This window comes from Polaribacter sp. IC073 (assembly GCF_007997075.1).
Taxonomy (GTDB): Bacteria; Bacteroidota; Bacteroidia; order Flavobacteriales; family Flavobacteriaceae; genus Polaribacter.
In genome coordinates this window covers 226,215-248,709 of record NZ_VORS01000005.1, presented here as the reverse complement: position 1 = coordinate 248,709, position 22,495 = coordinate 226,215, and the positions used below count along the sequence as shown (strand labels likewise).

At 34.5% G+C, this 22,495-nt stretch carries 16 protein-coding genes; 10 read left to right on the top strand and 6 right to left on the bottom strand.

The annotated features are described in order from the left end of the window. Window positions 1-203 precede the first annotated feature (203 nt). Window positions 204-3,656 carry a pyruvate carboxylase gene (locus ES045_RS09420; RefSeq protein WP_147115802.1) on the top strand — a complete coding sequence of 1,151 codons (3,453 nt, stop codon included), beginning with the start codon at window positions 204-206 and terminating at the stop codon, window positions 3,654-3,656. 193 nt (window positions 3,657-3,849) lie between these two features. On the opposite strand, the gene ES045_RS09415 is transcribed toward ES045_RS09420, so the two are convergent. From ES045_RS09415 to ES045_RS09405, 3 genes are all read right to left on the bottom strand, one after another. Next, window positions 3,850-4,578 (bottom strand): metallophosphoesterase family protein, encoded by a 729-nt coding sequence (locus tag ES045_RS09415; protein WP_147115937.1) that lies wholly within the window; start codon window positions 4,576-4,578, stop codon window positions 3,850-3,852. Between the two features lie 141 nt (window positions 4,579-4,719). Continuing rightward, complete coding sequence (locus ES045_RS09410; RefSeq protein ID WP_147115800.1) at window positions 4,720-6,117, bottom strand: hypothetical protein; 1,398 nt, start codon at window positions 6,115-6,117, stop codon at window positions 4,720-4,722. Beyond that, window positions 6,107-7,108, bottom strand: a complete 1,002-nt coding sequence (locus ES045_RS09405; protein ID WP_147115799.1) for a glycoside hydrolase family 113 — start codon at window positions 7,106-7,108, stop codon at window positions 6,107-6,109. The genes ES045_RS09410 and ES045_RS09405 overlap by 11 nt, the downstream gene beginning before the upstream one ends. Before the next feature lie 411 nt (window positions 7,109-7,519). Between ES045_RS09405 and ES045_RS09400 the strand changes: the two genes are divergently transcribed. From ES045_RS09400 to ES045_RS09370, 7 genes are all read left to right on the top strand, one after another. Continuing rightward, window positions 7,520-8,872: an NAD(P)/FAD-dependent oxidoreductase gene (locus tag ES045_RS09400; protein ID WP_147115797.1), complete on the top strand. Its 1,353-nt coding sequence runs from the start codon at window positions 7,520-7,522 to the stop codon at window positions 8,870-8,872. A 56-nt stretch (window positions 8,873-8,928) separates the two neighbouring features. After that, window positions 8,929-10,551: a 4Fe-4S binding protein gene (locus tag ES045_RS09395; protein WP_147115795.1), complete on the top strand. Its 1,623-nt coding sequence runs from the start codon at window positions 8,929-8,931 to the stop codon at window positions 10,549-10,551. Between the two features lie 298 nt (window positions 10,552-10,849). After that, the gene (locus ES045_RS09390) at window positions 10,850-11,542 is read left to right on the top strand and encodes a glycosyltransferase family 2 protein (protein WP_189663073.1); all 693 of its coding nucleotides are present in this window, start codon (window positions 10,850-10,852) and stop codon (window positions 11,540-11,542) included. Beyond that, on the top strand, window positions 11,542-13,032 hold the full coding sequence (locus ES045_RS09385) for a cellulose synthase family protein (RefSeq protein ID WP_147115790.1): 1,491 nt from the start codon (window positions 11,542-11,544) through the stop codon (window positions 13,030-13,032). Before ES045_RS09390 ends, ES045_RS09385 begins: the two co-directional genes overlap by 1 nt. Then, a complete protein-coding gene (locus ES045_RS09380; protein WP_147115788.1) occupies window positions 13,032-14,450 on the top strand; it encodes a mannosyltransferase in 1,419 nt (472 codons plus the stop codon). The genes ES045_RS09385 and ES045_RS09380 overlap by 1 nt, the downstream gene beginning before the upstream one ends. Window positions 14,451-14,515: 65 nt before the next feature. After that, entirely contained in the window at window positions 14,516-15,544 is a 1,029-nt protein-coding gene (locus ES045_RS09375) for a LacI family DNA-binding transcriptional regulator (protein WP_147115786.1), read from the top strand. A 3-nt stretch (window positions 15,545-15,547) separates the two neighbouring features. Beyond that, window positions 15,548-16,354, top strand: coding sequence for an HAD family hydrolase (locus ES045_RS09370; protein WP_147115784.1), 807 nt, complete (start codon window positions 15,548-15,550; stop codon window positions 16,352-16,354). 66 nt (window positions 16,355-16,420) lie between these two features. On the opposite strand, the gene ES045_RS09365 is transcribed toward ES045_RS09370, so the two are convergent. Continuing rightward, on the bottom strand, window positions 16,421-17,212 hold the full coding sequence (locus ES045_RS09365; RefSeq protein ID WP_189663067.1) for a DUF2797 domain-containing protein: 792 nt from the start codon (window positions 17,210-17,212) through the stop codon (window positions 16,421-16,423). An 82-nt stretch (window positions 17,213-17,294) separates the two neighbouring features. On the opposite strand from ES045_RS09365, the gene ES045_RS09360 reads away from it, so the two are divergent. Both ES045_RS09360 and ES045_RS09355 read left to right on the top strand, forming a co-directional pair. Beyond that, a complete protein-coding gene (locus ES045_RS09360; protein WP_147115779.1) occupies window positions 17,295-18,803 on the top strand; it encodes a GH3 auxin-responsive promoter family protein in 1,509 nt (502 codons plus the stop codon). 40 nt (window positions 18,804-18,843) lie between these two features. Beyond that, on the top strand, window positions 18,844-19,365 hold the full coding sequence (locus tag ES045_RS09355) for a hypothetical protein (protein ID WP_147115777.1): 522 nt from the start codon (window positions 18,844-18,846) through the stop codon (window positions 19,363-19,365). A gap of 139 nt (window positions 19,366-19,504) precedes the next feature. On the opposite strand, the gene ES045_RS09350 is transcribed toward ES045_RS09355, so the two are convergent. Both ES045_RS09350 and ES045_RS09345 read right to left on the bottom strand, forming a co-directional pair. Then, window positions 19,505-21,391, bottom strand: a complete 1,887-nt coding sequence (locus ES045_RS09350; RefSeq protein WP_147115775.1) for a hypothetical protein — start codon at window positions 21,389-21,391, stop codon at window positions 19,505-19,507. A gap of 61 nt (window positions 21,392-21,452) precedes the next feature. Next, window positions 21,453-22,430 carry a polyprenyl synthetase family protein gene (locus ES045_RS09345; protein WP_147115773.1) on the bottom strand — a complete coding sequence of 326 codons (978 nt, stop codon included), beginning with the start codon at window positions 22,428-22,430 and terminating at the stop codon, window positions 21,453-21,455. Window positions 22,431-22,495: the final 65 nt, after the last annotated feature.

Below are 22,495 nucleotides of genomic sequence, written 5' to 3'. Positions count from 1 at the left end.
TTTAAGAAGTCTTCTGCAGAACATTGAGGGGGCCGTTTCGTTGGTTGTTTTTGTTTGGCACCTCGCAACAGGTGCAAGCATTGCAATGCCTTGTGCTACGCATAAAGTTTTTAAATATTTTCTAAAAAATTCGACTTCCTCAATTTCACTTAGTATCTTTAGCCGTAAAACTTTTTTTTAAACGCTAAAACACCGTTCCTAAGATGAAAATTAAAAAAGTATTGGTTGCCAACAGAGGCGAAATAGCAATTCGTATTTTTAGAGCATGTACAGAAATAAACGTAAAAACCGTTGGTGTATATACGTTTGAAGATCGGTACTCGCTGCACAGATACAAGGCAGATGAATCTTACCAAATAGGCGAAGACACTGCGCCCTTAAAACCGTATTTAAACATCGATGAAATTATTAGAGTTGCTTTAGAAAGCGGCGCAGATGCGGTACACCCTGGGTATGGTTTTTTGTCTGAAAACGCAAACCTTGCTCAGAAATGTGAAGACAATGGCCTTATTTTTGTCGGACCAAAAGTGTCTGTTTTAAAGTCTTTGGGAGATAAGATTACGGCAAAAGAAGTGGCGGTTGCCAACAACATCCCCGTGATTCGCAGCAATGAAAAGCCTTTAGAAAATATTGAAATTGCATTAAGCGAAGCCGAAAAAATTGGCTACCCGGTCATGTTAAAAGCGGCTTCTGGTGGTGGTGGAAGAGGCATGCGTGTCATTCAAAAAGCAGCAGAACTAAAAGGGGCTTTTAATGAAAGTAAGCGGGAAGCTTTAAATGCTTTTGGTGATGCTACTGTTTTTCTTGAAAAATTTGTAGCCAACCCAAAACACATAGAAATACAAATAGTTGCCGATAATTATGGCAATACAGTCCATCTTTTTGAGCGCGATTGCTCTGTGCAACGCCGCTACCAAAAAGTAATTGAGTTTGCACCGTCCTTTGATCTTAAACCTGCTATAAAAGAGGCACTCTATGCCTATGCAATTGCCATTTGTAAGGCGGTAGACTATAACAATATTGGTACGGTAGAATTTTTGGTTGATGATGATGATGCTATTTATTTTATTGAAGTAAATCCGCGTATTCAAGTAGAACACACCGTTACCGAAGTAGTCACCAACATCGATTTAGTAAAAACACAATTGTTTATTGCGGGAGATTACAAATTAACAGATCAACAAATAAAAATACCCAATCAAGAGGCCGTAAAAGTAACAGGCTACGCGCTGCAATGTAGAATAACCACAGAAGACCCTCAAAACGATTTTAAACCCGATTATGGTGAAATTACCACCTACAGAAGTGCTTCTGGTTTTGGTATTCGTTTAGATGCGGGTAGTGTGTACCAAGGGGCCATTATTTCGCCTTTTTTCGATTCTATGTTGGTAAAAGTAACGGCAAACAGTAGAACTTTAGATGGCGCTTGTAGAAAAGTACGGCGTGCTTTGGCAGAATTTAGAATTAGAGGTGTAAAAACCAACATGCCTTTTCTAGACAATATTCTACAGCACGAAACTTTTAGAAAAGGAAATGTAACGGTAAACTTCATCAAACAAAATCCTGATTTATTTATTTTTAAAGCGCCTAGAAACAGAGCCACCAAATTGGTAACGTATTTGGGGGATGTGATTGTAAACGGGAATCCGGATGTCAAGAAAAAAGACCTTTCAAAAAAGTTTCTAAAACCAATTGTACCAAAGTTTGATGCACATGCAGCACACCCAAAAGGCACAAAGGACCTACTAACAGAACTAGGCCCCGAGAAGTTTTCTAAATGGTTAAAGAATGAAAAGAAAGTTCATTTTACAGACACCACCATGCGAGATGCGCACCAAAGTTTATTAGCAACCAGAATGCGTACCTATGACATGCTTAAAGTTGCAGAAGGCTACACAAAAAACAATCCCGATATTTTTAGTATGGAGGTTTGGGGGGGCGCTACCTTTGATGTTTGCATGCGATTCTTGCAAGAAAACCCTTGGGAACGTTTGCAATTATTGCGCAAAGCAATGCCAAATGTATTGTTGCAAATGTTAATTAGAGGTTCTAACGGCGTAGGATATACTGCCTACCCAGACAATTTAATTGAAAAGTTTGTAGAGCAGTCTTGGGAGCATGGTGTTGACATCTTTAGAATTTTCGACTCTCTAAATTGGATGCCATCGATTGCGCCTTGTATAGCACATGTTCGTAAAAGAACCAATGGACTGGCAGAAGGTTCTATTTGTTATACCGGAGACATTCTCAATCCGAAGAACACCAAGTACAACCTTAACTACTATACCACATTAGCGAAAGACATCGAAAATGCAGGTGCACACATATTGGCCATTAAAGACATGGCTGGTTTGTTAAAACCGTATGCAGCATTTGAGTTGATTTCAGCTTTAAAGCAAACCGTAAACATTCCGATTCATTTACACACGCACGACACCTCTTCGATACAATCTGCAACCTATTTAAAAGCAATGGAAGCCGGCGTAGATGTGGTAGATGTTGCCTTGGGTGGTCTGTCTGGTTTAACATCGCAACCTAATTTTAATTCGGTGGTAGAAATGCTAAAGTTTAATGACAGAGAAAGTACTTTAAATATAGACTCTTTAAATGAATACTCTAATTATTGGCAAACCGTAAGAGACTATTACTATCCGTTTGAGTCTGGCTTAAAAGCAGGTTCTGGGGATGTTTTTAAACACGAAATACCTGGCGGCCAATATTCTAATTTAAAACCACAAGCACAGGCCTTAGGTTTGGAAGATCGTTTTCACGAAATTACCAAAATGTATGGGGATGTAAACTTGCTTTTTGGCGATATTATAAAAGTAACACCCAGTTCTAAAGTGGTGGGCGATATGGCGCAGTATTTAGTAAGCAACAATTTAACGGTGCAAGATGTCTTAGAACGTGGCGACACCATTTCGTTTCCGCAATCGGTGGTGAGTTTCTTTAAGGGAGATTTAGGGCAGCCAGTTGGTGGCTTCCCTAAAGATTTGCAAAAATTAATTCTAAAGGGAGAAAAACCATATACAGACAGACCCAATGCACATTTAGAACCTTTAGATATTGATGCTGCTTATACCGATTTTAAAAAGATATTTGAAAACGATTTGAGCAGACCCATCGATTTTACAGATTTCTTATCCTACAAATTGTATCCGAAGGTATTTACAGAGGCTTACAACAAGCATTTAAAATATGATAGTTTGATTAATCTACCAACCAAGAATTTCTTCTACGGAATGGAAAGGGGGGAGGAAATTATCATTGAATTAGACAAAGGAAAAACCTTATTGATTACCTTAGATTCTATTGGAGAACCGAACAGCGATGGTATGGTTACGGTTTATTTTAAAGTAAACGGACAAGGTAGAGCTGTGCAAATAAAGGATGCTGCTGTAAAGGTGCATACAATAGAAAATCTAAAAGCAGACAGAAACGATGCTAAAGAAATTGGTGCGCCTTTACAAGGGATGTTGTCTGCTATTTTGGTTAAAAAAGGGGAAAAGGTAAGTAAGAATCAGCCTTTATTTATTATTGAAGCCATGAAAATGGAAACCACCATTACCGCAGTAGCAGACGCAACTGTTAAGAAGTTGTTCTTAAAAGAAGGGGGCATGGTACATTCTGAAGATCTGGTTTTAACGGTAGATTGATGGGGATTTGTTGTTGCACGTCATTGCGGGTGCACGCGTCATTGCGGGTGCACCCGTCATTGCCACACTGTACGTCATTGCGAGGCACGAAGCAAGCTCATGGAAGTAAGAACGAATCATGAACAGATTGCTGCGTAGTACCTCCTCGCAATGACCTTAGGGGGAGGGCTGCCTCGCAATGACGTTTCATTTATTAATTCCTACCTTTTTCATTAGGATATAAACTCGGTAAGGCATCGCTTTGAAAATAGGCTTTTGTCTCAATATTCATTGCGGTTACTTTCCCTGTAAAGGCAGCACCGGTATCAACATTCCAGATATTAGCGGCGTTCATAGGTATGGTTTCACCAAAATTAGTTGTGGGGGTGTGTCCTATATAAATTTCTTTGTAATGCTGTAAGCGTTTGGGATAAGTTGCGTGGTCTTTGTCGATACTTCCATCCATTGCCAAGGCCATTTCCCACAAGGTTCTATCGAAGTAAAAATTTCCTTTAAAAAGCTCTCTTTCTACGCCGTGCATCGATGTAAAACCAGCGTGTAAAAACAACCTATTTTCTGGGTCTAAATGATACAACGGCATGCTTTTTAAAAAGGTGATGTGTTGTTGTTTTTCTTCCGTAGAAAATCCGTCATAACTAGCGATGGTTTCTTTACCCCCATGCAGATACCAAGTAGGGTTGGCAGCTGCTGTATGCAACCACTCTTCACACCACACATCATGATTTCCTTTGATAAAAATACAGTTTATTTTTTCTGAGAATGCGATTAGAAAGTCTAGTACTTGCGCAGACTCGCTCCAACCATCTACATAATCTCCCATAAAGATGACCGTGTCTTCTGCTGTTATTTCTAACGCATTTAAAACTTGAAGCAAGGCTTTTAAGCCTCCGTGAATGTCGCCAATTGCAAATGTTCTTTTCATCATAATTTGTTTCTATACAGCCCCCGTTTTTAACCTTTTATTGCCAACAATTTTAACTGCTGAAATCTTCTTTTTTTTGCGCACGTTGCTAAGAGCTCAACAAAGAAAAGAAACCTAAAATAAAAAGTTTCTTGCCATACATTATTGTGCTATAAAGGTGTTTTGAATGACGAGGTTTATCCAATTATCTGAACTCAACCCGAATACATAAAACTTATAACGATCATCTAACACAATCGCTGGTGGGGTTTCTGTGTGAATTTTATCTATTATATTTTCCTCATTATAATACTGAAATGTTTTTTCGGTGGTGTAGGTTCCCGAAAGAAAAGTATTATTGTTTTGTGTAAGCACTTGCAAATAGGTTTCATTTTCTGCATGGATGCCCTCTGCCCAAGTAAAAACAGGTTTTAACGTTTCTGGATAGGTAATAGCTACCACGGTTGTCCATTCTGTAGTTTTAGAAATGTTTTTGGTTTTAATAGGCTTAGAGATGTGCAGTTTTCCGTTTGCAATATACGTAACCAAACACCAAACCTCGCCTGAAGAATTATTGGTAAACCGTCTAAACTTGCCACCAAACTGAACTTCGTTTGTTAAACTTCTTCTTTTATAATTAGCATAATCTGTTTGATCTACGTTGGTGTTTTCGGTTTCATAATACCGGTACTGAAAAGCCCCTTCAATAGGATAGAAATAAATGTAGGTTTGCGCTTTATTTCCGTTTGCATTCCCCGCAAAAGCAATGGCAGATGCAACTGGTTTGTCTGCATTTGCAGTAACATATTCTTCTAAATTTCTAGGAATAAATTGTTCTTTAATCACAAAGTTTACCCAATTATCTGCATCAATCCCCAGCATTGTAAAATTGTAAACCGCGTCTGCGACCAAAGTCTCTGGAACAACCGTATTGATAACCGGAGCTACAAGATTAGAAAGGTCATAGTACTGAAAATATTTTTCTTTGGTATGCGTAGCAGAAACAAATGCTTCTTCTTCATCTGTAATTACTTGAAAATAAAGAACACTTTCTGGTGTTGTGTTATCGTTCCAAGTAAAATTTGGTTCTAATGTAGTTTTATAGTTGATGGTTACTTCATCTGTATACACCGTAGCTTTAGAAGTGTTCTTTAGTTTAATGGGTTTAGAAATTCTTAAAGCACCTTCTTTTACATAGGTGACCAAACACCACGTTTCTGAATCGCTTGCTCGTGAAAAACGTTTTAATTTACCTCCAAAAACAGCTTCGCTAACCAAACTTTCTCTTCGATAGTTTGCAAAGTTATTTTCATCTAAAGAACCTGCTGTTAACTCGTAATACCGAACCTCTGAAGCACCCGCTTCTGGGTAATAAAAAACATAGGTTAAACGGGTGTTTGCATCTGCATTTGCCCCATACGCAACTACGGGTTGTTCTGATATCTTAGAGGTTTCATCAATGTATTCTTGCAGGTTTCTTGCGACAGAAATAGCGGTATCTTCTGAGCAAGAAAACATTAAAATACCGATTAAAAGGAGTACTATTTTTTTAAAGACCATATAACTTTTTAATTAATTCTTCTGCGGGTTTATTCTGTGGTGTAAATCTATTGTTTTTTTCGCCACCAACCCTATCATGTCCATGAAACCATTTCCAAATAAAACCACCGGCAAACCATTCTTCTTTCCAAAACTGATTGTGTATTGCTTGCAAAGCATTTGCTTGGGCTTCTAAATTTACCGCACCCGCTACCCTGCTTGAGTCCCAGGGTTCTTTGCCATTAAAATCGATACTTCTGTAGCCAAATTCTGTAAAAATAACGGGTTTCTTAGAGTGCTGCTGAACTTTTAAAATGGCTGCTTTGTGTACTTTCCACCCCAATTCATATTCTGCGATGGTGGGCGATTTTTTATCACTTAGCGGAAAATAAGCATCAATGCCAATAAAGTCTAAATCTGCCCAGAAAGGAACACGCTTAAACTCGTCCCAATTTGCGGCGTACGTAAGTTTCCCTTTGTAAATTGTTCTAATTTCTTGAATCAATTTTTGCCAATATGCAGGTCTATTCATGACAAATTGTTCTAACTCTGTGCCAATACATAGGATGTCTGCATTTAAATCTTCTGCAGCTTTGGCGTAAGTTAACATAAATTCTCGGTAAGAATCTTCTAAGGTTTTCCAATTTTCTTCCGAATTCATCTTTATATTCCCTGTAAATGCACCGCGCCAAACCCAAATATGTGGTTTTACCATAATGCGCACCTTCTCTTTCTGAAAATGTTTTGCATACTGTAACAAACCCTTTTTAGTTTCGCCAAACCACTGTTTGTTGGTGTTGTGCAGTATTGTAGGAGCTGCTAATTCTTTTATAAAACCAAAAGGCATTAATGCTACATAATTACTTTGCGCCTTTAATACTGGGGTTATATGTTGCTTGCTTATCGAATCTCTAGCGGCAACAAAACTAACGCCATTAATTTTTTTAGTCTGACTTTTACAAGAAAAGTTCAAGATAATTAGCACTAAAATTAGTTGTTTTTTTGTTTTCATAAATGACTCTAAAAATACTTCTTTTTGTTAAAATAATGTTCTTAAACCCCTGTTAAAACTTCTTTAGAAGTCCGTTTTCTTGTAGGCAATGAAAGTTGCCCCTTTGTTGCTCTTTACAGTAGCAACTCCTTTCGCTGTGTAAATGACTGGGTAGGCAAGGTATTTAGCATTGCCTTTTTTACAGAAACCAGAACGTTATGGCGCGAATAGCGAAACTATTTTTTGAGGTTCAAAGGATGTTTAGCTCCTATTGTAGTGCTAAATTTTAGTTGCTAATTAGCCACAACAGCGACATTCTGAGAGAAATTTGAAATAAACACTATTTATAATGATTCTAAATTTAAATAAATTATAGATTCACAATTAAGTTCTTAACTTGACGTTCGACATAAAAGCTACAATTAACGAAGCATGGAACATATTGTAATTATTGGCAACGGAATCTCAGGCGTTACTGCTGCTAGACATATTAGAAAAAATTCTGATAAAAAAATAACCATCGTCTCTGCAGAAACAACCTACTTTTTTTCTAGAACTGCCCTGATGTATGTGTATATGGGACACATGAAGTTTGAACATACACAACCGTATGAAAATTGGTTTTGGGAGAAAAACAGGATTGCATTAAAAGAAGGCTTTGTAGACAATATAAATACCAAAGACCAACAACTCAATTTTACAAACGGAGAAACCTTAACGTATGATACATTAATTATTGCTACAGGCTCTAAACCCAACAAATTCGGTTGGTCTGGGCAAGATTTAGAGGGGGTTATTGGCATGTACCATAAACAAGATTTAGAAAAGTTAGAAAAACTCGCACCCGATAATAAGGCTTGTAATAGGGCGGTTATTGTTGGTGGTGGTTTGATAGGAATTGAATTGGCAGAAATGTTAAGAAGCCGGAAAATACCCGTTACTTTTTTAGTGCGTGAAGATAGTTTTTGGAACGGCGTGTTGCCTGCGCAAGAATCTGCAATGCTTAATGCGCACATCAAAGAGCATCACATAGATTTGCGTTTAAGCACCAACTTAAAAGAAATAAAATCTGACAAAAACGGCCGCGTAAAATCTATTATTATTGAAGAAACTGGCGAAGAAATAGCTTGTAACATCGTGGGTTTAACTGCTGGTGTTACACCAAACATCGCTTTTCTAAAAGAATCTGGTATTGAAATAGGGCGTGGTGTGAAAGTCAACCGTTTTTTAGAAACCAATATCTCCAACGTTTATGCAATTGGTGATTGTGCAGAACAACACGAAGCCATTGGCCAACGGAGAAATATAGAAGCGGTTTGGTATACCGGTAGAATGATGGGCGAAACCTTGGCACAAACTATTTGTGGCAATAAAACAGCCTACAAACCCGGGCATTGGTTTAATTCTGCGAAATTTTTAGACATCGAATACCAGACGTATGGTTGGGTTTTTAGTGAAAAAGGCAAACAGGAAAATGAAGCGTATTTTCAATGGCAGCACCCAACGGAACAAAAATGCATTACCATTTCTTTTGATAAAAATACACAGCTGTTTTTGGGTATAAATACCTTTGGAATTCGAATGCGCCATGAAATTTTTGACAAGTGGTTGACCGAGAACCAACCCATAACACATGTATTGGCGCATTTAGCAGATGCTAATTTTGACCCTGAGTTCTACCAATTACATGAAGCTGAAATTGTGGCTAAATTCAACAAAGAAAACAACGCCAACATTCTACTGAAAAAGAAAAGTTGGAAACGTATTTTTAGCAAAACACGATAAGCGTATTTTAAGTAGTAAACACCTCCAATTAAATAGTATAAAACGAACATAGCATTTTGAAACTCATAAAACAATTAGGTCTAATCATTTTTTTAGTAGGATTATTCTTCTTCATAGGAACTATTTTCACGGGTTCTTTCAATTTAAAACAAGCCGATTTAGATACGTTTCTAAAAGAGCAAAATTATAAAAGTACCGTTATAAAAGGTGCCTTAGAAAGCGCTGTTGTAACCTCGGAAGATTTGAATATTTTTGAATTTTCTAGTCGTGTTACAAAAGCATACGCGGCTTCCAATACTTTTTATGACAACCGAATTCAGAAATATGACGCAGAAAAGAATTGGGATAAAAAAGGCGCACAATACCAATACAAAATATCTGGTAAACCACACAGTTTAAGTTTTACACTTGCAAAAAAAGCAGGAAAAGGATTTGCTGCAGACAACACCGGTTTTATGTGGTTTTTAACTTTTGGTTTGGGCATCATTGGTGCACTTATGTTTATAATTCCGGATGTTGTTTTACTAGGAAAACCAGGGATAAAAAATGACGGAATCTATCTAAGCGCATCGACAAACCGTGGGTGGATTGGTTGGTTTGCTTTTCTATTTCTTGTTACGTTCTATATCCTCCTTTATTTTTATCCAGATTTTATCGTAAACTGGGTATATTTGGTAGATCCTATTAGCAAATCTATCAACGGAAACCCTGCAAGTCAATGGTTTTTATACGGCTTCTTATATTGTACAGTGATGTCTGTGATGGCCGTGAGAATGTACATTAAATACCGTCATAATAAATATCAAATTTTAAGAACTACTTCTGTTTTGTTCTTTCAAATTGTATTTGCCTTTTTAATTCCAGAAATTTTAGTTCGGTTCGAAAAACCTTGGTATGATTTTAAGAATGCGTTTCCTTTAGATTATGATTTTTTCTTCAAATGGAATTTAGACGAATTGCTTGCTAGTGGTAGTTTTGGCTTGTTTATTTTAGTTTGGGGAATTGTTTTAACCATTGTTGTAGTACCTGTAATGGTGTATTTCTTCGGAAAAAGATGGTACTGTTCTTGGGTTTGTGGTTGTGGTGGTTTGGCAGAAACATTAGGCGACCCTTACAGACAACTCTCTAGTAAAACCTTACTTTCTTGGCGAGCAGAGCGTATTATTGTACACTCTGTATTGATTTTTGTGTTGGTGATGACCGGTTTTGCCTTGTACACTTTTTTTTCTGGTTCTGGTGAAGTCCTCGGCATTCAAACACAAACCATTCAAGATATTTATGGCTTTCTAATCGGTGCTATTTTTGCGGGTGTTATTGGAACAGGGTTTTATCCGATTTTTGGAAACAGGGTTTGGTGCAGATTTGGTTGCCCATTGGCTGCGTATTTAGGTTTTATACAACGTTTTAAATCGAAATTTAGAATTACTACAAATGGCGGACAATGTATTTCTTGTGGAAACTGTTCTACCTATTGTGAAATGGGAATTGATGTACGAGCTTATGCACAAAAAGGAGAAAACATCATACGTTCTAGCTGTGTGGGCTGTGGTGTTTGTGCTGCAGTTTGCCCAAGAGGTGTTTTAAAATTAGAAAACGGCCCCGAAGATGGTAGAATAAATCCGACAGAAATTTTATTAGGAAACGATGTAGATTTAATGGAATTGGTGCAGAAGAAATAAGTGGGCAGTTACAGCATGCATGTGTAGTAGATGCTGGTGCTTTGCATCCCCTATTAATTGCTAAAAAATGCGGGGTTCTAACTTTTAAAAAGGATACAACAGGTTGTTTAAATTTTACTGTAGGAAAGAAAACCTCCAAAATAAAGTTGTTTAAAAGTCCTTTTAGAAATCAAATATTGATATTTTTACGGCAAAAATTTATCCAAAGAGAAAACAACAAAATAGCGCAAAGGTAAAATAAAAGAATGGACAAATTTTTCCTCTTTAAAGAGGAGAAAAGTCTAAATGATTTAAGATGATGAAACCTATTATAAAAGTTATTATTCCTGCTTACAACGAGCAAGATTCTATTGCAAATGTTATTAATGATCTTCCTAAAATTGTTACAGAGGTTATTGTAATTAGCAATAATTCTACCGACAATACCCTAATGAATGCACAACATGCGGGTGCAACTGTTTTAAAAGAAAACAGAAAAGGGTATGGTTATGCGTGTTTAAAAGGGATGGATTATATTAGCAAACAAACCATAAAACCAGATATTATTGTTTTTTTAGATGGTGATTATTCTGATTACCCAGAACAATTAACAGCATTGATCAATCCCATTATAAATGATCATTTAGATTTTGTAGTTGGTGCACGTGTAAAAGAACTGAGAGCAGCCGGCTCTATGACACCGCAACAAGTTTTTGGCAATTGGCTAGCAACTTTTTTAATGAAATTATTATTTAATGCAAAATTTACAGATTTAGGGCCGTTTAGAGCGATAAAATATGATCAATTACTAGCTTTAAACATGGAAGATAAAACTTATGGTTGGACCGTTGAAATGCAATTAAAAGCGTTAAAACAAAAATTAACTTACACAGAAATTCCTATGAAATATCGCAATAGAATAGGGGTTTCTAAAGTCTCAGGAACCGTAAAAGGGAGTCTCTTTGCAGGCGTAAAAATTTTAGGTTGGATCTTTAAATACAGTTTTAAATAATGGTTATAGAATACAGCATCATCTTTATATATTCTATCGCTCTTTTGCTTATTTTTATGTACGCATTGGCGCAATTAAACTTGCTCTTTAATTATTTAAAAGCTCGAAAAAAAGTAGATACTTCAGAAAAATTCGATTTTTCAAACGCAAAAGAAATTCCTTTTGTTACCATACAATTGCCTGTTTACAACGAGTTGTACGTAATGAAACGCTTGCTTAAAAACATCGCAAAATTAGAATACCCGATAGCGAAGTTAGAAATACAGGTTTTAGATGATTCTACAGATGAATCTATTGAAACGACTGCAAAGCAGATCAAAAAAATTCAAGAAATAGGAATTGACATTCAACACATTCGAAGAGACAACCGAAAAGGGTTTAAAGCAGGTGCTTTAAAAGAAGGGTTGAAAACGGCTAAAGGGGAGTTTATTGTTATTTTTGATGCCGATTTTTTACCTCAGAAAGAATGGTTGTACCAAACAGTACCTTATTTTAAAGACCCAAAAATTGGTGTTGTACAAACTCGCTGGGGACACATTAATAGAGATTATTCTACGCTTACAAAAATTCAGGCTTTTGCTCTAGACGCTCATTTTACCTTAGAACAAGTGGGTAGAAATAGTGAGGGACATTTTATAAATTTTAATGGTACAGCAGGTGTTTGGCGTAAAGACTGTATTTATGACGCTGGTAATTGGGAAGGCGATACACTTACAGAAGATTTAGATTTAAGTTACAGAGCACAACTAAAAAACTGGAAATTTAAGTACTTAGAACATGTAGAAACTCCCGCAGAATTGCCCGTTATAATTAGTGCTGCAAGGTCGCAGCAATTTAGATGGAACAAAGGGGGTGCAGAGAATTTTCAAAAGATGATGAAACGCGTTGTTAACAGTAAAAACGTTTCTTATAAAACAAAAATACACAGTGTATTGCACCTTTTAAATAGCTCGATGTTTATCTGTATTTTTTTAGTTGCTGTTTTAAGCATTCCCATGTTGTATATTAAAAATGAATATGCACATTTAAAAATTTACTTTTATGTAATGAGTTTCTTTGTTGTAAGCTCGCTTATTTTCTTTGTCTGCTATTGGTACATGTACAAAAACACCTATGGCGGTGGCGTTAAGAGTTTCTTTAAATATATTGGGGCATTTTTTACCTTTTTTTCTATTGCAATGGGTTTTTCATTACACAATACCATTGCTGTCTTAGAAGGTCATTTTGGTAAAAAAAGTGAATTTGTTAGAACGCCAAAATTCAATATTAAAACGATAAAAGACGGTTGGAAAAAGAATAAATACATTAAGAAAAAACCTTCTGTGCATGTGCTTTTAGAAGGTCTTTTGGCACTTTATTTTGTCTTTGGAATGTACAGCGCATTTGTTGTTGGTAATGAGGGTGGAGATTTCGGACTGTTCCCTTTCCATTTTATGCTTTTTACAGGTTTTAGCTATGTGTTTCTTAAGTCTGTTTTCTCTAAAGCATAATGGCTTTTTTAAAAAAATATAGCAGCTTCTTTACAAGTACCATTAGTGTAGTATTGTATTTTCTATTCGCCTATTTTATAGAAAGAACACAGTTTTATACCCTTTCTTTTTTGTGGTTTACTTTGTTTGTTGGTTTTTATGTATTGATCAAAAACAAAAACACTTCCTTTACCACTTTGGTAGGAGTTGCCATCTTATTTCGACTTGTTTTCTTATTTTCGATTCCTAATTTATCACAAGATTTTTATCGCTTTATTTGGGATGGCCGCATGATTTTAAATGGATTCAATCCGTATGTATCATTACCAGCAACCTTTATTCAGCAAAATTTGCAACCCGTTGCCGAAGCGGCCCGTTTATACGAAGGCATGGGAGCACTCAATGGAAGCCATTACACCAATTATCCGCCATTAAATCAATTCTGCTTTTTCATAGCCGCAATTTTTGCTAGTAAAAGTATTTTTGGCTCTGTAATTGTACTTCGTGTTTTTATTATTTTAGCCGATGTTGGTATTTTATACTTCGGAAAAAAGTTGTTAGAAAAACTACACTTACCTATTAACAATATTTTTTGGTATGTCTTAAATCCGTTTATAATTATAGAAATGACAGGCAATTTGCACTTCGAACCTGTGATGTTATTTTTCTTAGTTTGGGCCTTATACAAATTACAACAACAAAAATGGATTTGGGCTGCCATCTTAATTGCCTGTTCTGTTGCTGTAAAGTTAATTCCGTTATTATTTCTACCGCTGTTTTTTCAATGGTTTGTAAAATGGAAAGGCACCAAAGACAAGTTCAATCTATCTTCAATTAAGAACGGCGTTGCATCGCTGAAAAACAATTGGACAACTTTTTTTAAAGGAATCTTACATTTAAGCAGCTTTTATCTAATTGTAATAGGAACGACCCTTTTATTATTTCTTCCTTTTTACACATCAGAATTCATCGCAAACTATTCAAATTCTGTTGGCTTATGGTTTCGAAACTTCGAGTTTAACGCAAGCTTTTATTATCTTTTTAGAGAAATAGGGTATTTGTTTAGAGGGTATAATGAAATTGCTATTATTGGGAAGATCACTCCTATTCTAACGGTTTTGTTTTTAGTGTTTCTTACTTTTTTTAGAAAAAACAAGACACCAATTCAATTAATTACAGCCCTAATGTTTGGGCTGTGTTTTTACTATTTTACAGCCACCACGGTGCATCCTTGGTACTTGGCAACTCCGTTAATTTTAAGTGTTTTTACAAAATATAAATTCCCCGTTGTGTGGTCTTTGGTTATTATTTTAAGCTACCAAGCCTATGCAAACAATCCTTGGAAAGAGAATTTATGGGTGGTGTTTATTCAATATTTCGTTGTATATTCCTTTTTAATATATGAGGTTTTTCTACTACCTAGCGTGAAGAAATGGTAAAACTATAATGTTCTTCCTCATATCTAATCTGTTTGTTGTATTTTAGTGAACTATATTTTAACCACATGAAAAGACTTACCATAAAAGACATCGCTAAAGAATTTAGCGTTTCTATCTCAACGGTTTCTAAAGCCTTAAACGACAGTTATGAAATAAGCGTAAGCACCAAAGAAAAAATTAAAAAATACGCCAAAGAGCAAAATTACAAACCAAACTTTAATGCGTTAAGTTTAAAAAACAGACAGACTAAAACGATTGGAATCATAATTCCGAACATGTTAAACTATTTTTTTGCGCAAGTTTTTAATGGGATTGAAAAAGTAGCAAATGAAAAGGGTTATAAAATAATTTCTTGTATTTCTAACGAATCTTTTGCGAAAGAAGTAGAAACAATGGAAATGCTTTCTAACGGAAGTATTGATGGTTTTATTCTTTCTTTGGCAGAAGAAACAATTTTAAAAAACGACTTTAAACATTGTGAAGAGATTTTAGAAAACGGAACGCCAATAGTAATGTTTGATAGAGTTGCAGAACCTATAAATTGCGACAAAGTAATTACAGATGATTTTAAAGGAGCCTCGAAAACAGTAAAGTATTTAGCAAAATCTGGTAGTAAAAACATTGCTTTTATTTCTACAATTAGTAATTTAGAAATAGGTAAAAAAAGACATCAAGGTTATATTAAAGGATTAGAAAAAGCAGGTTTGCCAATAAACGACAACCTAATTATAAATATTTTAGAAGAAGATTATAAAAAATATGAAAGTATTTTAGCACCAATATTTGATGCAAATGAAATTGATGCCGTTATTGCTACGGATGAATCTTCTGCTATTGCAGCGATGAAAATAGCTCAAAAAAGAGGCCTTAAAGTACCCGAGAATTTTGCTGTCGTGTGTTTTTCTAACGGAATTTTAGCAAGACACTCTCAACCAAAAATGACTACGGTAAGTCAACACGGAGAGAAAATGGGCGCAACTGCTGCAAAACTACTAATTGACAGATTAGAGAATAAGTCTGAAGAAAAAGAAGGCCCAAAAACGGTAATTATAAAAACCGATTTAGTAGAACGCAACTCGACCAAGAAGTCTTAATAAATGGATTTAAACAAAGTAAAACTAGTGGTTTCTGACATGGATGGAACACTACTAAACTCTAAAAACGAAGTCAGTCCTCTTTTTTTTGAACTTTTTAAAAAACTACAACAACAAAACATCCTTTTTTGCGCAGCAAGCGGCAGACAATACAACAGTATTGTAGATAAGTTAGCCACTATTAAAGAAGAAATTTTTGTAATTGCAGAGAATGGTGCCATTGCTAAAAAAGGAGAAGAACTGCTCCTTTTAAAGTCTTTAAACAGCGAAAAAGTCACAGCAATTCTTCCTGTTTTAAGAAATATTGAAGGTGCTAATATTGTTTTATGCACTCAAGAAAAGGCCTACATAGAAAGTAAAGATGAAAAATTCTTTCACCTCTTTCAAGAGTATTATCATAGTTTTGAAACTGTAGCTAATCTTATGGAAGTTGCTAAAACAATACCAATCCTTAAAATAGCCGTATTTCATTTTGTTTCTTCGGAAGAATTTATTTATGAGGAATTGAAACACTTAAAAGACGCTTATTTACTAAAAGTTTCTGGCCAAAATTGGCTAGATATCTCAGAGGGTAATGCCAATAAAGGAAGTGCTTTAAGAGCAGTACAACAACTTTTAAACATTTCTAAAGAAGAAACGATGGTTTTTGGTGATTATCACAATGACATCGAAATGTTACAAGAAGCAGATTTTAGTTTTTCTATGGGAAATGCGCATAAAGACATTACAGCAATTGCAAATTATGCTACAGAAAATAATGATAATTTTGGCGTAGAGCGTGTTTTAGAAAAGTTGACTGGAGACCGCTAGTAGTTTCACCGAATAACAGCCTACGCTTGTCGAAGTGATTAAGAAACGCTTCGACAAGCTGAACATCTATACCTCTACAGAAACCACCAAACCTTCATTACTTCTTACATTAAAAACAGTTTCATCTTCAAAAATTAGATACTGTCCTTTTATTCCAATAAGTTTTCCTTTATACGTGGGTGTTTTTATTAAATTTAAACTTTTAGGTTTCAAAGGATATTTTAAAACAGGAAACTTTAAATTCGTTTCAGCATTATTTTCAATAAAATATTCTTTTGCTTCTTCGGGTATAAATTCCTTCAATTTTTCTCTCCACTCCACCAAGTTCACGTCTTCAATATCATTCTTTAGCATTTTACGCCAATTGGTTTTATCGCCCACATGTTCTTTTAAAGCAACTTCTGTAATTCCTGCCAAATACCTGTTGGGCACTTCTACTATTTCTATGGCTTCATGTGCCCCTTGATCTATCCAACGTGTTGGCACTTGCGTTTTTCTAGTAACCCCTACTTTTACATTACCCGAATTGGCTAAATAGACAATATGCGGTTGTAATTGCACCGCTTTTTCATACGTTAAATCTCTGTCTTCTTCATCTAAATGCGCTTTACTTAATTCTGGTCGCATAATCCAATCGCCAGCATTCGGGGTATCAAAAAAACAAGACTTACAAAAACCTTGTCTGTAAATTTGCTTTTCTAAATGGCAGTTTAGACATTCATACGTCACAAAATTTAAGGAAATCTCTTTATTTAGTAGCTGATTCATGTTTAAAAAATCAGTTTTCATATCTAAATAATACTGAATTTCATCAGCATTTTCGGTCATCATTTTTTTTAAAACTCCTTGGTAGATCATCGCACAAATTTTAGTATTTTTAGACTTTGGTTTTAAAACGATCACTGTTCTAAAATCGTCCGAAACAAACTTACGAATTTCTATGGCTTTTCAGATTATCAATTCTATAATTTCTTGGTTTTTGAAGAAACGAAAACACCAAATTGAGTTATTTTTAAAATACCCAATCGATGTACAAAATGAGTTGCTGCTAAAACTGGTAAATACTGCTAAAAACACCCAATTCGGAAAGGAGAATGATTTTGCGAACATAAAGAATCATACCGATTTTGCAGCAAATGTTCCCATTCAGAAATATGAAACTTTCGAACCTTTAATTGAGCGCTGTAGAAGAGGAGAACAGAATTTATTTTGGCCTTCAGAAATAAAATGGTTTGCAAAATCTAGCGGAACCACCAATGCTAAAAGTAAATTTATTCCTGTTTCTGATGATGCTTTAGAGTATTGCCACTTAAAAGCGGGTAAAGACATGTTATGCAATTACATAAATAACAACCCAAAAACACAATTATTTACAGGGAAAGGGCTGCGTTTGGGCGGTAGTTCGGAAGTGTACCAAGACAATGGTTCTCACTTTGGCGACTTGTCTGCAATTATTATAGAAAACATGCCTTTTTGGGCAGACTTTAGCTCTGCTCCTAGTCAGGAAGTTGCTTTAATGAGCGATTGGGAAACCAAAATGGATGCAATTATTGATGAAACCATCAACGAAAATATTACAAGTTTAGCGGGCGTACCAAGTTGGATGTTGGTATTGCTAAATCGTGTTTTAGAAAGAACAGGGAAAGAGAACATTTTAGAAGTCTGGCCAAATTTAGAAGTGTATTTTCACGGAGGCGTAAACTTTAATCCGTATCGAGAACAATACAAGAAAATCATTCCTAAATCAACTTTTAAATACTACGAAATTTACAATGCATCGGAAGGTTTTTTCGCGATTCAAGATAGAAACCATTCCAAAGAATTATTGTTAATGTTAGATTACGGAATTTTCTATGAGTTTATTCCTATGAGCGCATATCATGGTGAAGATTCTAAAACAATAACACTTGCAGCTGTTAAAAAAGATACAGATTATGCTTTGATAATTACTACAAATGGCGGATTGTGGCGTTATTTAATTGGAGATACCATTCGTTTTACTTCGCTAGATCCTTATCGAATTAAAATTACAGGACGTACAAAACATTATATAAACGTTTTTGGCGAAGAGTTAAATATAGAAAACGTAGAAGATGCTTTAAAACTTGCGTGTGAGAAAGCTTCTGCTGCCATCTCCGATTATACCGTTGGCCCTATTTTTATGCAAGGAAAAGAAAAAGGCGGACATGAATGGATTATAGAGTTTAGTAAAAAACCAGATTCTATAGGGTATTTTTCTGAAGTTTTAGACAATGCTTTAAAGTCTATCAATTCAGATTATGAAGCTAAACGTTATTTGAATATTACTTTAATGGCACCGAAAGTACACCAAGCAAAAGATGGTTTGTTTTATAGCTGGTTAAAGAAAAAGAACAAATTAGGTGGCCAGCATAAAGTACCAAGATTATCTAATTCTAGAGAGTTTGTAGAGGAATTACTAGAGTTGTAAACTCATTCTACTCAATTTGAAAAACGTACTCAAAATATTAATGCTAACTTTAATTTTGGCTTCTTGTAAAAAAAGAACTGAAAAAAGAATGGAATTTCCTAAAGCTGAATTTAATCTAAAAACGGACCTAATAGATTTCAAGAAAAAAATGTCGGAACTGGATACCATCAACGTTTGGTTTGATCATTCAGTTTGTACATATAAAGGAGCAGAAAGAATTGAAATAACAAAAAAATCTAATTTAATTAAGATTCGAACAGCATATAAAGACGAAACTTTCGACAATAATACTGAATGGAAACTCGTGTACGAAAAAGAAATCGCTCAAACAGACACCATTTGGAAAATTGAGGAATTTTTTAAGCGGAATATTAACCGACAAAAATCTGAAAATAAAGATTATGGAACGCTACAAATTTCCCACAATAAAGACAAAATCCATTACTTTACAGATGGTTTAGTCGATTTAAACAACTTTATGAAAGACTATTTTGAAACAATGAAAACATTACATCCAGAAAACATTGATACTATTTATGGTGTAGCAATTGTTTATGAATAAGAAATTAAAACTGACTAAAAACTGCGCAGCGAATCGCATAAAACAATCGCTAAATTAGTTCTTAACTAAAGTCGATTCTATTTATCTCCTTCCAAATTTCCTTGCCCTCTATGCTTTGACTTTCAATTCATAAAAAACATTACTCTTTCACACAATTCTCACAATAAGTTGCTTTCAAATATTTGTTTTCTAATAATTGAAAAGTTACCCCTTTCTCTAAAGAAGAATTAAATAATTTACAGAATCGCTCTTTATTCATTTCAATTGCATTCAGCATAATCGTCCTATAATACTCAGTTTCTACAGCATATTTATCTACAATCGTTAGATTGAGATAGTAAAAGAGCAAATCTTCATCTACCGTAATTGTTCTTACTTTATCATCTAAAACTTCTGTTGCTTCATCTGTATTAGAATAATATGTTAAAAACTGTGCCAAACTCAAATAATCATAATTAGACAGCTTAAAATTTTCATACGTATCCAGAATAAATTCTACCGATGCATCTTTAGCGTCGTATTTTCTTGCACGCATGTTTTTTTCTGCTTTTACAATATGAAAATTCACCAACATTCTATCAATTAAGTTTTGTGTAATGCCGTATGTTTTTAATTTTACAATCTCTTTTCTAAAGTCGTTTTCAATGATTTTTTCCCAGTTATTTTTCCAGATAATAAACTTCACAACGACCAAATTGTACTTGATGTTTTTATTTTTAGGAGCTAATTTTTCTAACTTCTTTAATTCTTCGTAAGAAATTTTGGCATAACTTAAATTTAATACATATTTAAAAATGCTGTTTTTATTTAGAATAGGGACAAACTTTACTTGTTTTGGTACATTTAAACCTTGCAATAAATCGGGAGAACTCTCTAGCTTTAGTTTCTCGAAAATAGAATTCTGTACCACCAAAGCTTCTTTAATATCTTCTTTTGAAACAAGATCATTAAAAGTGTTTACCAACTTTTCTTTAGACATGTTTTGATACTTGTCTTTCTTCTCTAAATCTAAAGTAATTACAGCTTTTCTATGGTTTTTTAAATACGGTTCTAATTCTTTAGAAACGTTACCAACCACTTTTTGTTTGATCATTTTCTTCGGTAATTTTTTAAAGTTCTTGTACGGCGTTTTAGAAACATCATTTAAAAATTCTACCCAGTTTTCTGAAGATGAAATTTCGGTAACCATATTTGGTTGCTGAAAAGTTTGCAACGACGTTACAATACTATTAGCTCGCTTTTCTTGCAACTCTAAATTTATTTCTAAGCTGCCTTCTATAGAAGCATACGCTTTGATGTTTATTTTTTTAATATTGAAATCTGTTAATTTTAAACTGTCGTACAAAGGTTTTATATCTTCAGACGAGTATTCATATTTATTTTTTTCAAACGGAATAACAAATTTTAAGGTCTTGTATTTGGTAATAAATTTATCTGAAGTACTTATTTTTTTATCTTTATAGGTAAGTGAATCTAAATAAACGCCCATATCTAGCAGATCCCAAGGATAGGATTCTAGATTATAAATCCGTTGATACCTGCACAGTATCTTATTGCTTAGAAATAAAATATTAAATTCTAATTCTTCATTTTGTAGCGCTGCAGGAATTGTACCAACCAACGTTTGAAAACTGTTAGAGGTTGTCGCTTTTTTAAAACCTCGCATTAGTTTTTGTGCAAAAACAGGTTTTAAAAGAGTTCCTTTAATTTGAGAAGCTTCTAGTTCTTTATCACACGCATACCTAGCTTTAGACACCACATCGATTGCAACACCGTCTCCAGATTTTTTAAAAACATTTGAAAACCATTTCTTATCATTCGTACTAAAAAAAAGTTTATTCCCTTCTCTTTTTATACTAAAACCAACTTCTTTAGGTTTCTGCTTAAAAGCGTTTGAAAAATAGTTGCATTTCTGTGTTCTTTCTGCATTTGAAGTAGGCATATTAAAACCCAAATTATTTTGTGAACACAAAGCGTTCGAAAAAAATAAGACAACGAAAGGTACTAAATAGTAATTGTTTTTCATAGAAGTTTTCAATTTTGATCGCAATGGTATCAAAAATAGAAAAACTTACCGGTTTCACAAATTAAATCTTACGTTCTACCACGTAATCTATCATTGTTTTTAGAGACCTCTTATATTCAGATTCGGGGAAATCTTCTAAAATTGACAAAGCTTTGTCTTTATAATCGTTCATTTTAGTGGTTGTATATTGGATGCCACCACTATCCTTCACAAAAGCAATTACTTCTTTTACTCTTTTTTTGTCTTTGTTATGTTTCTTAATCGAATTAATTAACCAAGACTTCTCTTTTTTAGAGCAATTATTTAGGGTATAAATTAAAGGCAAGGTCATTTTTTGTTCTTTAATGTCGATACCGGTTGGTTTTCCTATTTTTTCATCAGAATAATCAAATAAGTCATCTTTAATTTGAAAAGCAACTCCAATATACTCCCCAAATTTCCTCATTTTCCGAACACAATCTTGGTTTGCACCAACAGAAGCTGCTCCAATACCGCAACAAGCGGCAATTAAAGTTGCTGTTTTTTTTCTAATAATATCAAAATAAATATCTTCTGTAATGTCTAATTTTCTTGCTTTTTCTATTTGAAGTAATTCGCCTTCGCTCATTTCGCGAACAGCAATAGAAATCAATTTTAGCAAATCGAAATCTTCATTATCTATGGATAATAATAATCCTTTAGACAATAAAAAATCACCTACTAAAACGGCAATCTTATTTTTCCAGAGGGCATTTACAGAGAAAAAACCTCTACGTCTGTTACTATCATCTACCACATCATCATGTACCAACGTTGCAGTATGAATTAACTCTACCACAGCTGCACCTCTGTAGGTTCTTTCATCGAAACCACCATTAGAAACCATTTTTGCAACTAGAAAAACAAACATTGGTCGCATTTGTTTTCCTTTTCTACGCACAATATAATAGGTAATTCTATTTAAAAGCGGAACTTTAGAAAGCATGGAATCTTTGAACTTTTCTTCAAAGAGTTCCATTTCATTTTTAATGGGAAGTTTAATTATTTCTACGGGTCTCATGCTTTACAAAAATAAGAAATATAAACAAGACTTTAACGTTTTTGCCTGCTCCTGAGGTCTAAAAA

What these genes read in the sequence shown, in the direction of transcription:
- ES045_RS09420 (WP_147115802.1), top strand. Translation starts at nt 204, where the DNA reads ATGAAAATTAAAAAAGTATTGGTTGCCAACAGAGGCGAAATAGCAATT.
- ES045_RS09415 (WP_147115937.1), bottom strand. Translation starts at nt 4,578, where the DNA reads ATGAAAAGAACATTTGCAATTGGCGACATTCACGGAGGCTTAAAAGCC.
- ES045_RS09410 (WP_147115800.1), bottom strand. Translation starts at nt 6,117, where the DNA reads ATGGTCTTTAAAAAAATAGTACTCCTTTTAATCGGTATTTTAATGTTT.
- ES045_RS09405 (WP_147115799.1), bottom strand. Translation starts at nt 7,108, where the DNA reads ATGAAAACAAAAAAACAACTAATTTTAGTGCTAATTATCTTGAACTTT.
- ES045_RS09400 (WP_147115797.1), top strand. Translation starts at nt 7,520, where the DNA reads ATGGAACATATTGTAATTATTGGCAACGGAATCTCAGGCGTTACTGCT.
- ES045_RS09390 (WP_189663073.1), top strand. Translation starts at nt 10,850, where the DNA reads ATGAAACCTATTATAAAAGTTATTATTCCTGCTTACAACGAGCAAGAT.
- ES045_RS09385 (WP_147115790.1), top strand. Translation starts at nt 11,542, where the DNA reads ATGGTTATAGAATACAGCATCATCTTTATATATTCTATCGCTCTTTTG.
- ES045_RS09380 (WP_147115788.1), top strand. Translation starts at nt 13,032, where the DNA reads ATGGCTTTTTTAAAAAAATATAGCAGCTTCTTTACAAGTACCATTAGT.
- ES045_RS09375 (WP_147115786.1), top strand. Translation starts at nt 14,516, where the DNA reads ATGAAAAGACTTACCATAAAAGACATCGCTAAAGAATTTAGCGTTTCT.
- ES045_RS09370 (WP_147115784.1), top strand. Translation starts at nt 15,548, where the DNA reads ATGGATTTAAACAAAGTAAAACTAGTGGTTTCTGACATGGATGGAACA.
- ES045_RS09365 (WP_189663067.1), bottom strand. Translation starts at nt 17,212, where the DNA reads ATGATCTACCAAGGAGTTTTAAAAAAAATGATGACCGAAAATGCTGAT.
- ES045_RS09360 (WP_147115779.1), top strand. Translation starts at nt 17,295, where the DNA reads ATGGCTTTTCAGATTATCAATTCTATAATTTCTTGGTTTTTGAAGAAA.
- ES045_RS09355 (WP_147115777.1), top strand. Translation starts at nt 18,844, where the DNA reads ATGCTAACTTTAATTTTGGCTTCTTGTAAAAAAAGAACTGAAAAAAGA.
- ES045_RS09350 (WP_147115775.1), bottom strand. Translation starts at nt 21,391, where the DNA reads ATGAAAAACAATTACTATTTAGTACCTTTCGTTGTCTTATTTTTTTCG.
- ES045_RS09345 (WP_147115773.1), bottom strand. Translation starts at nt 22,430, where the DNA reads ATGAGACCCGTAGAAATAATTAAACTTCCCATTAAAAATGAAATGGAA.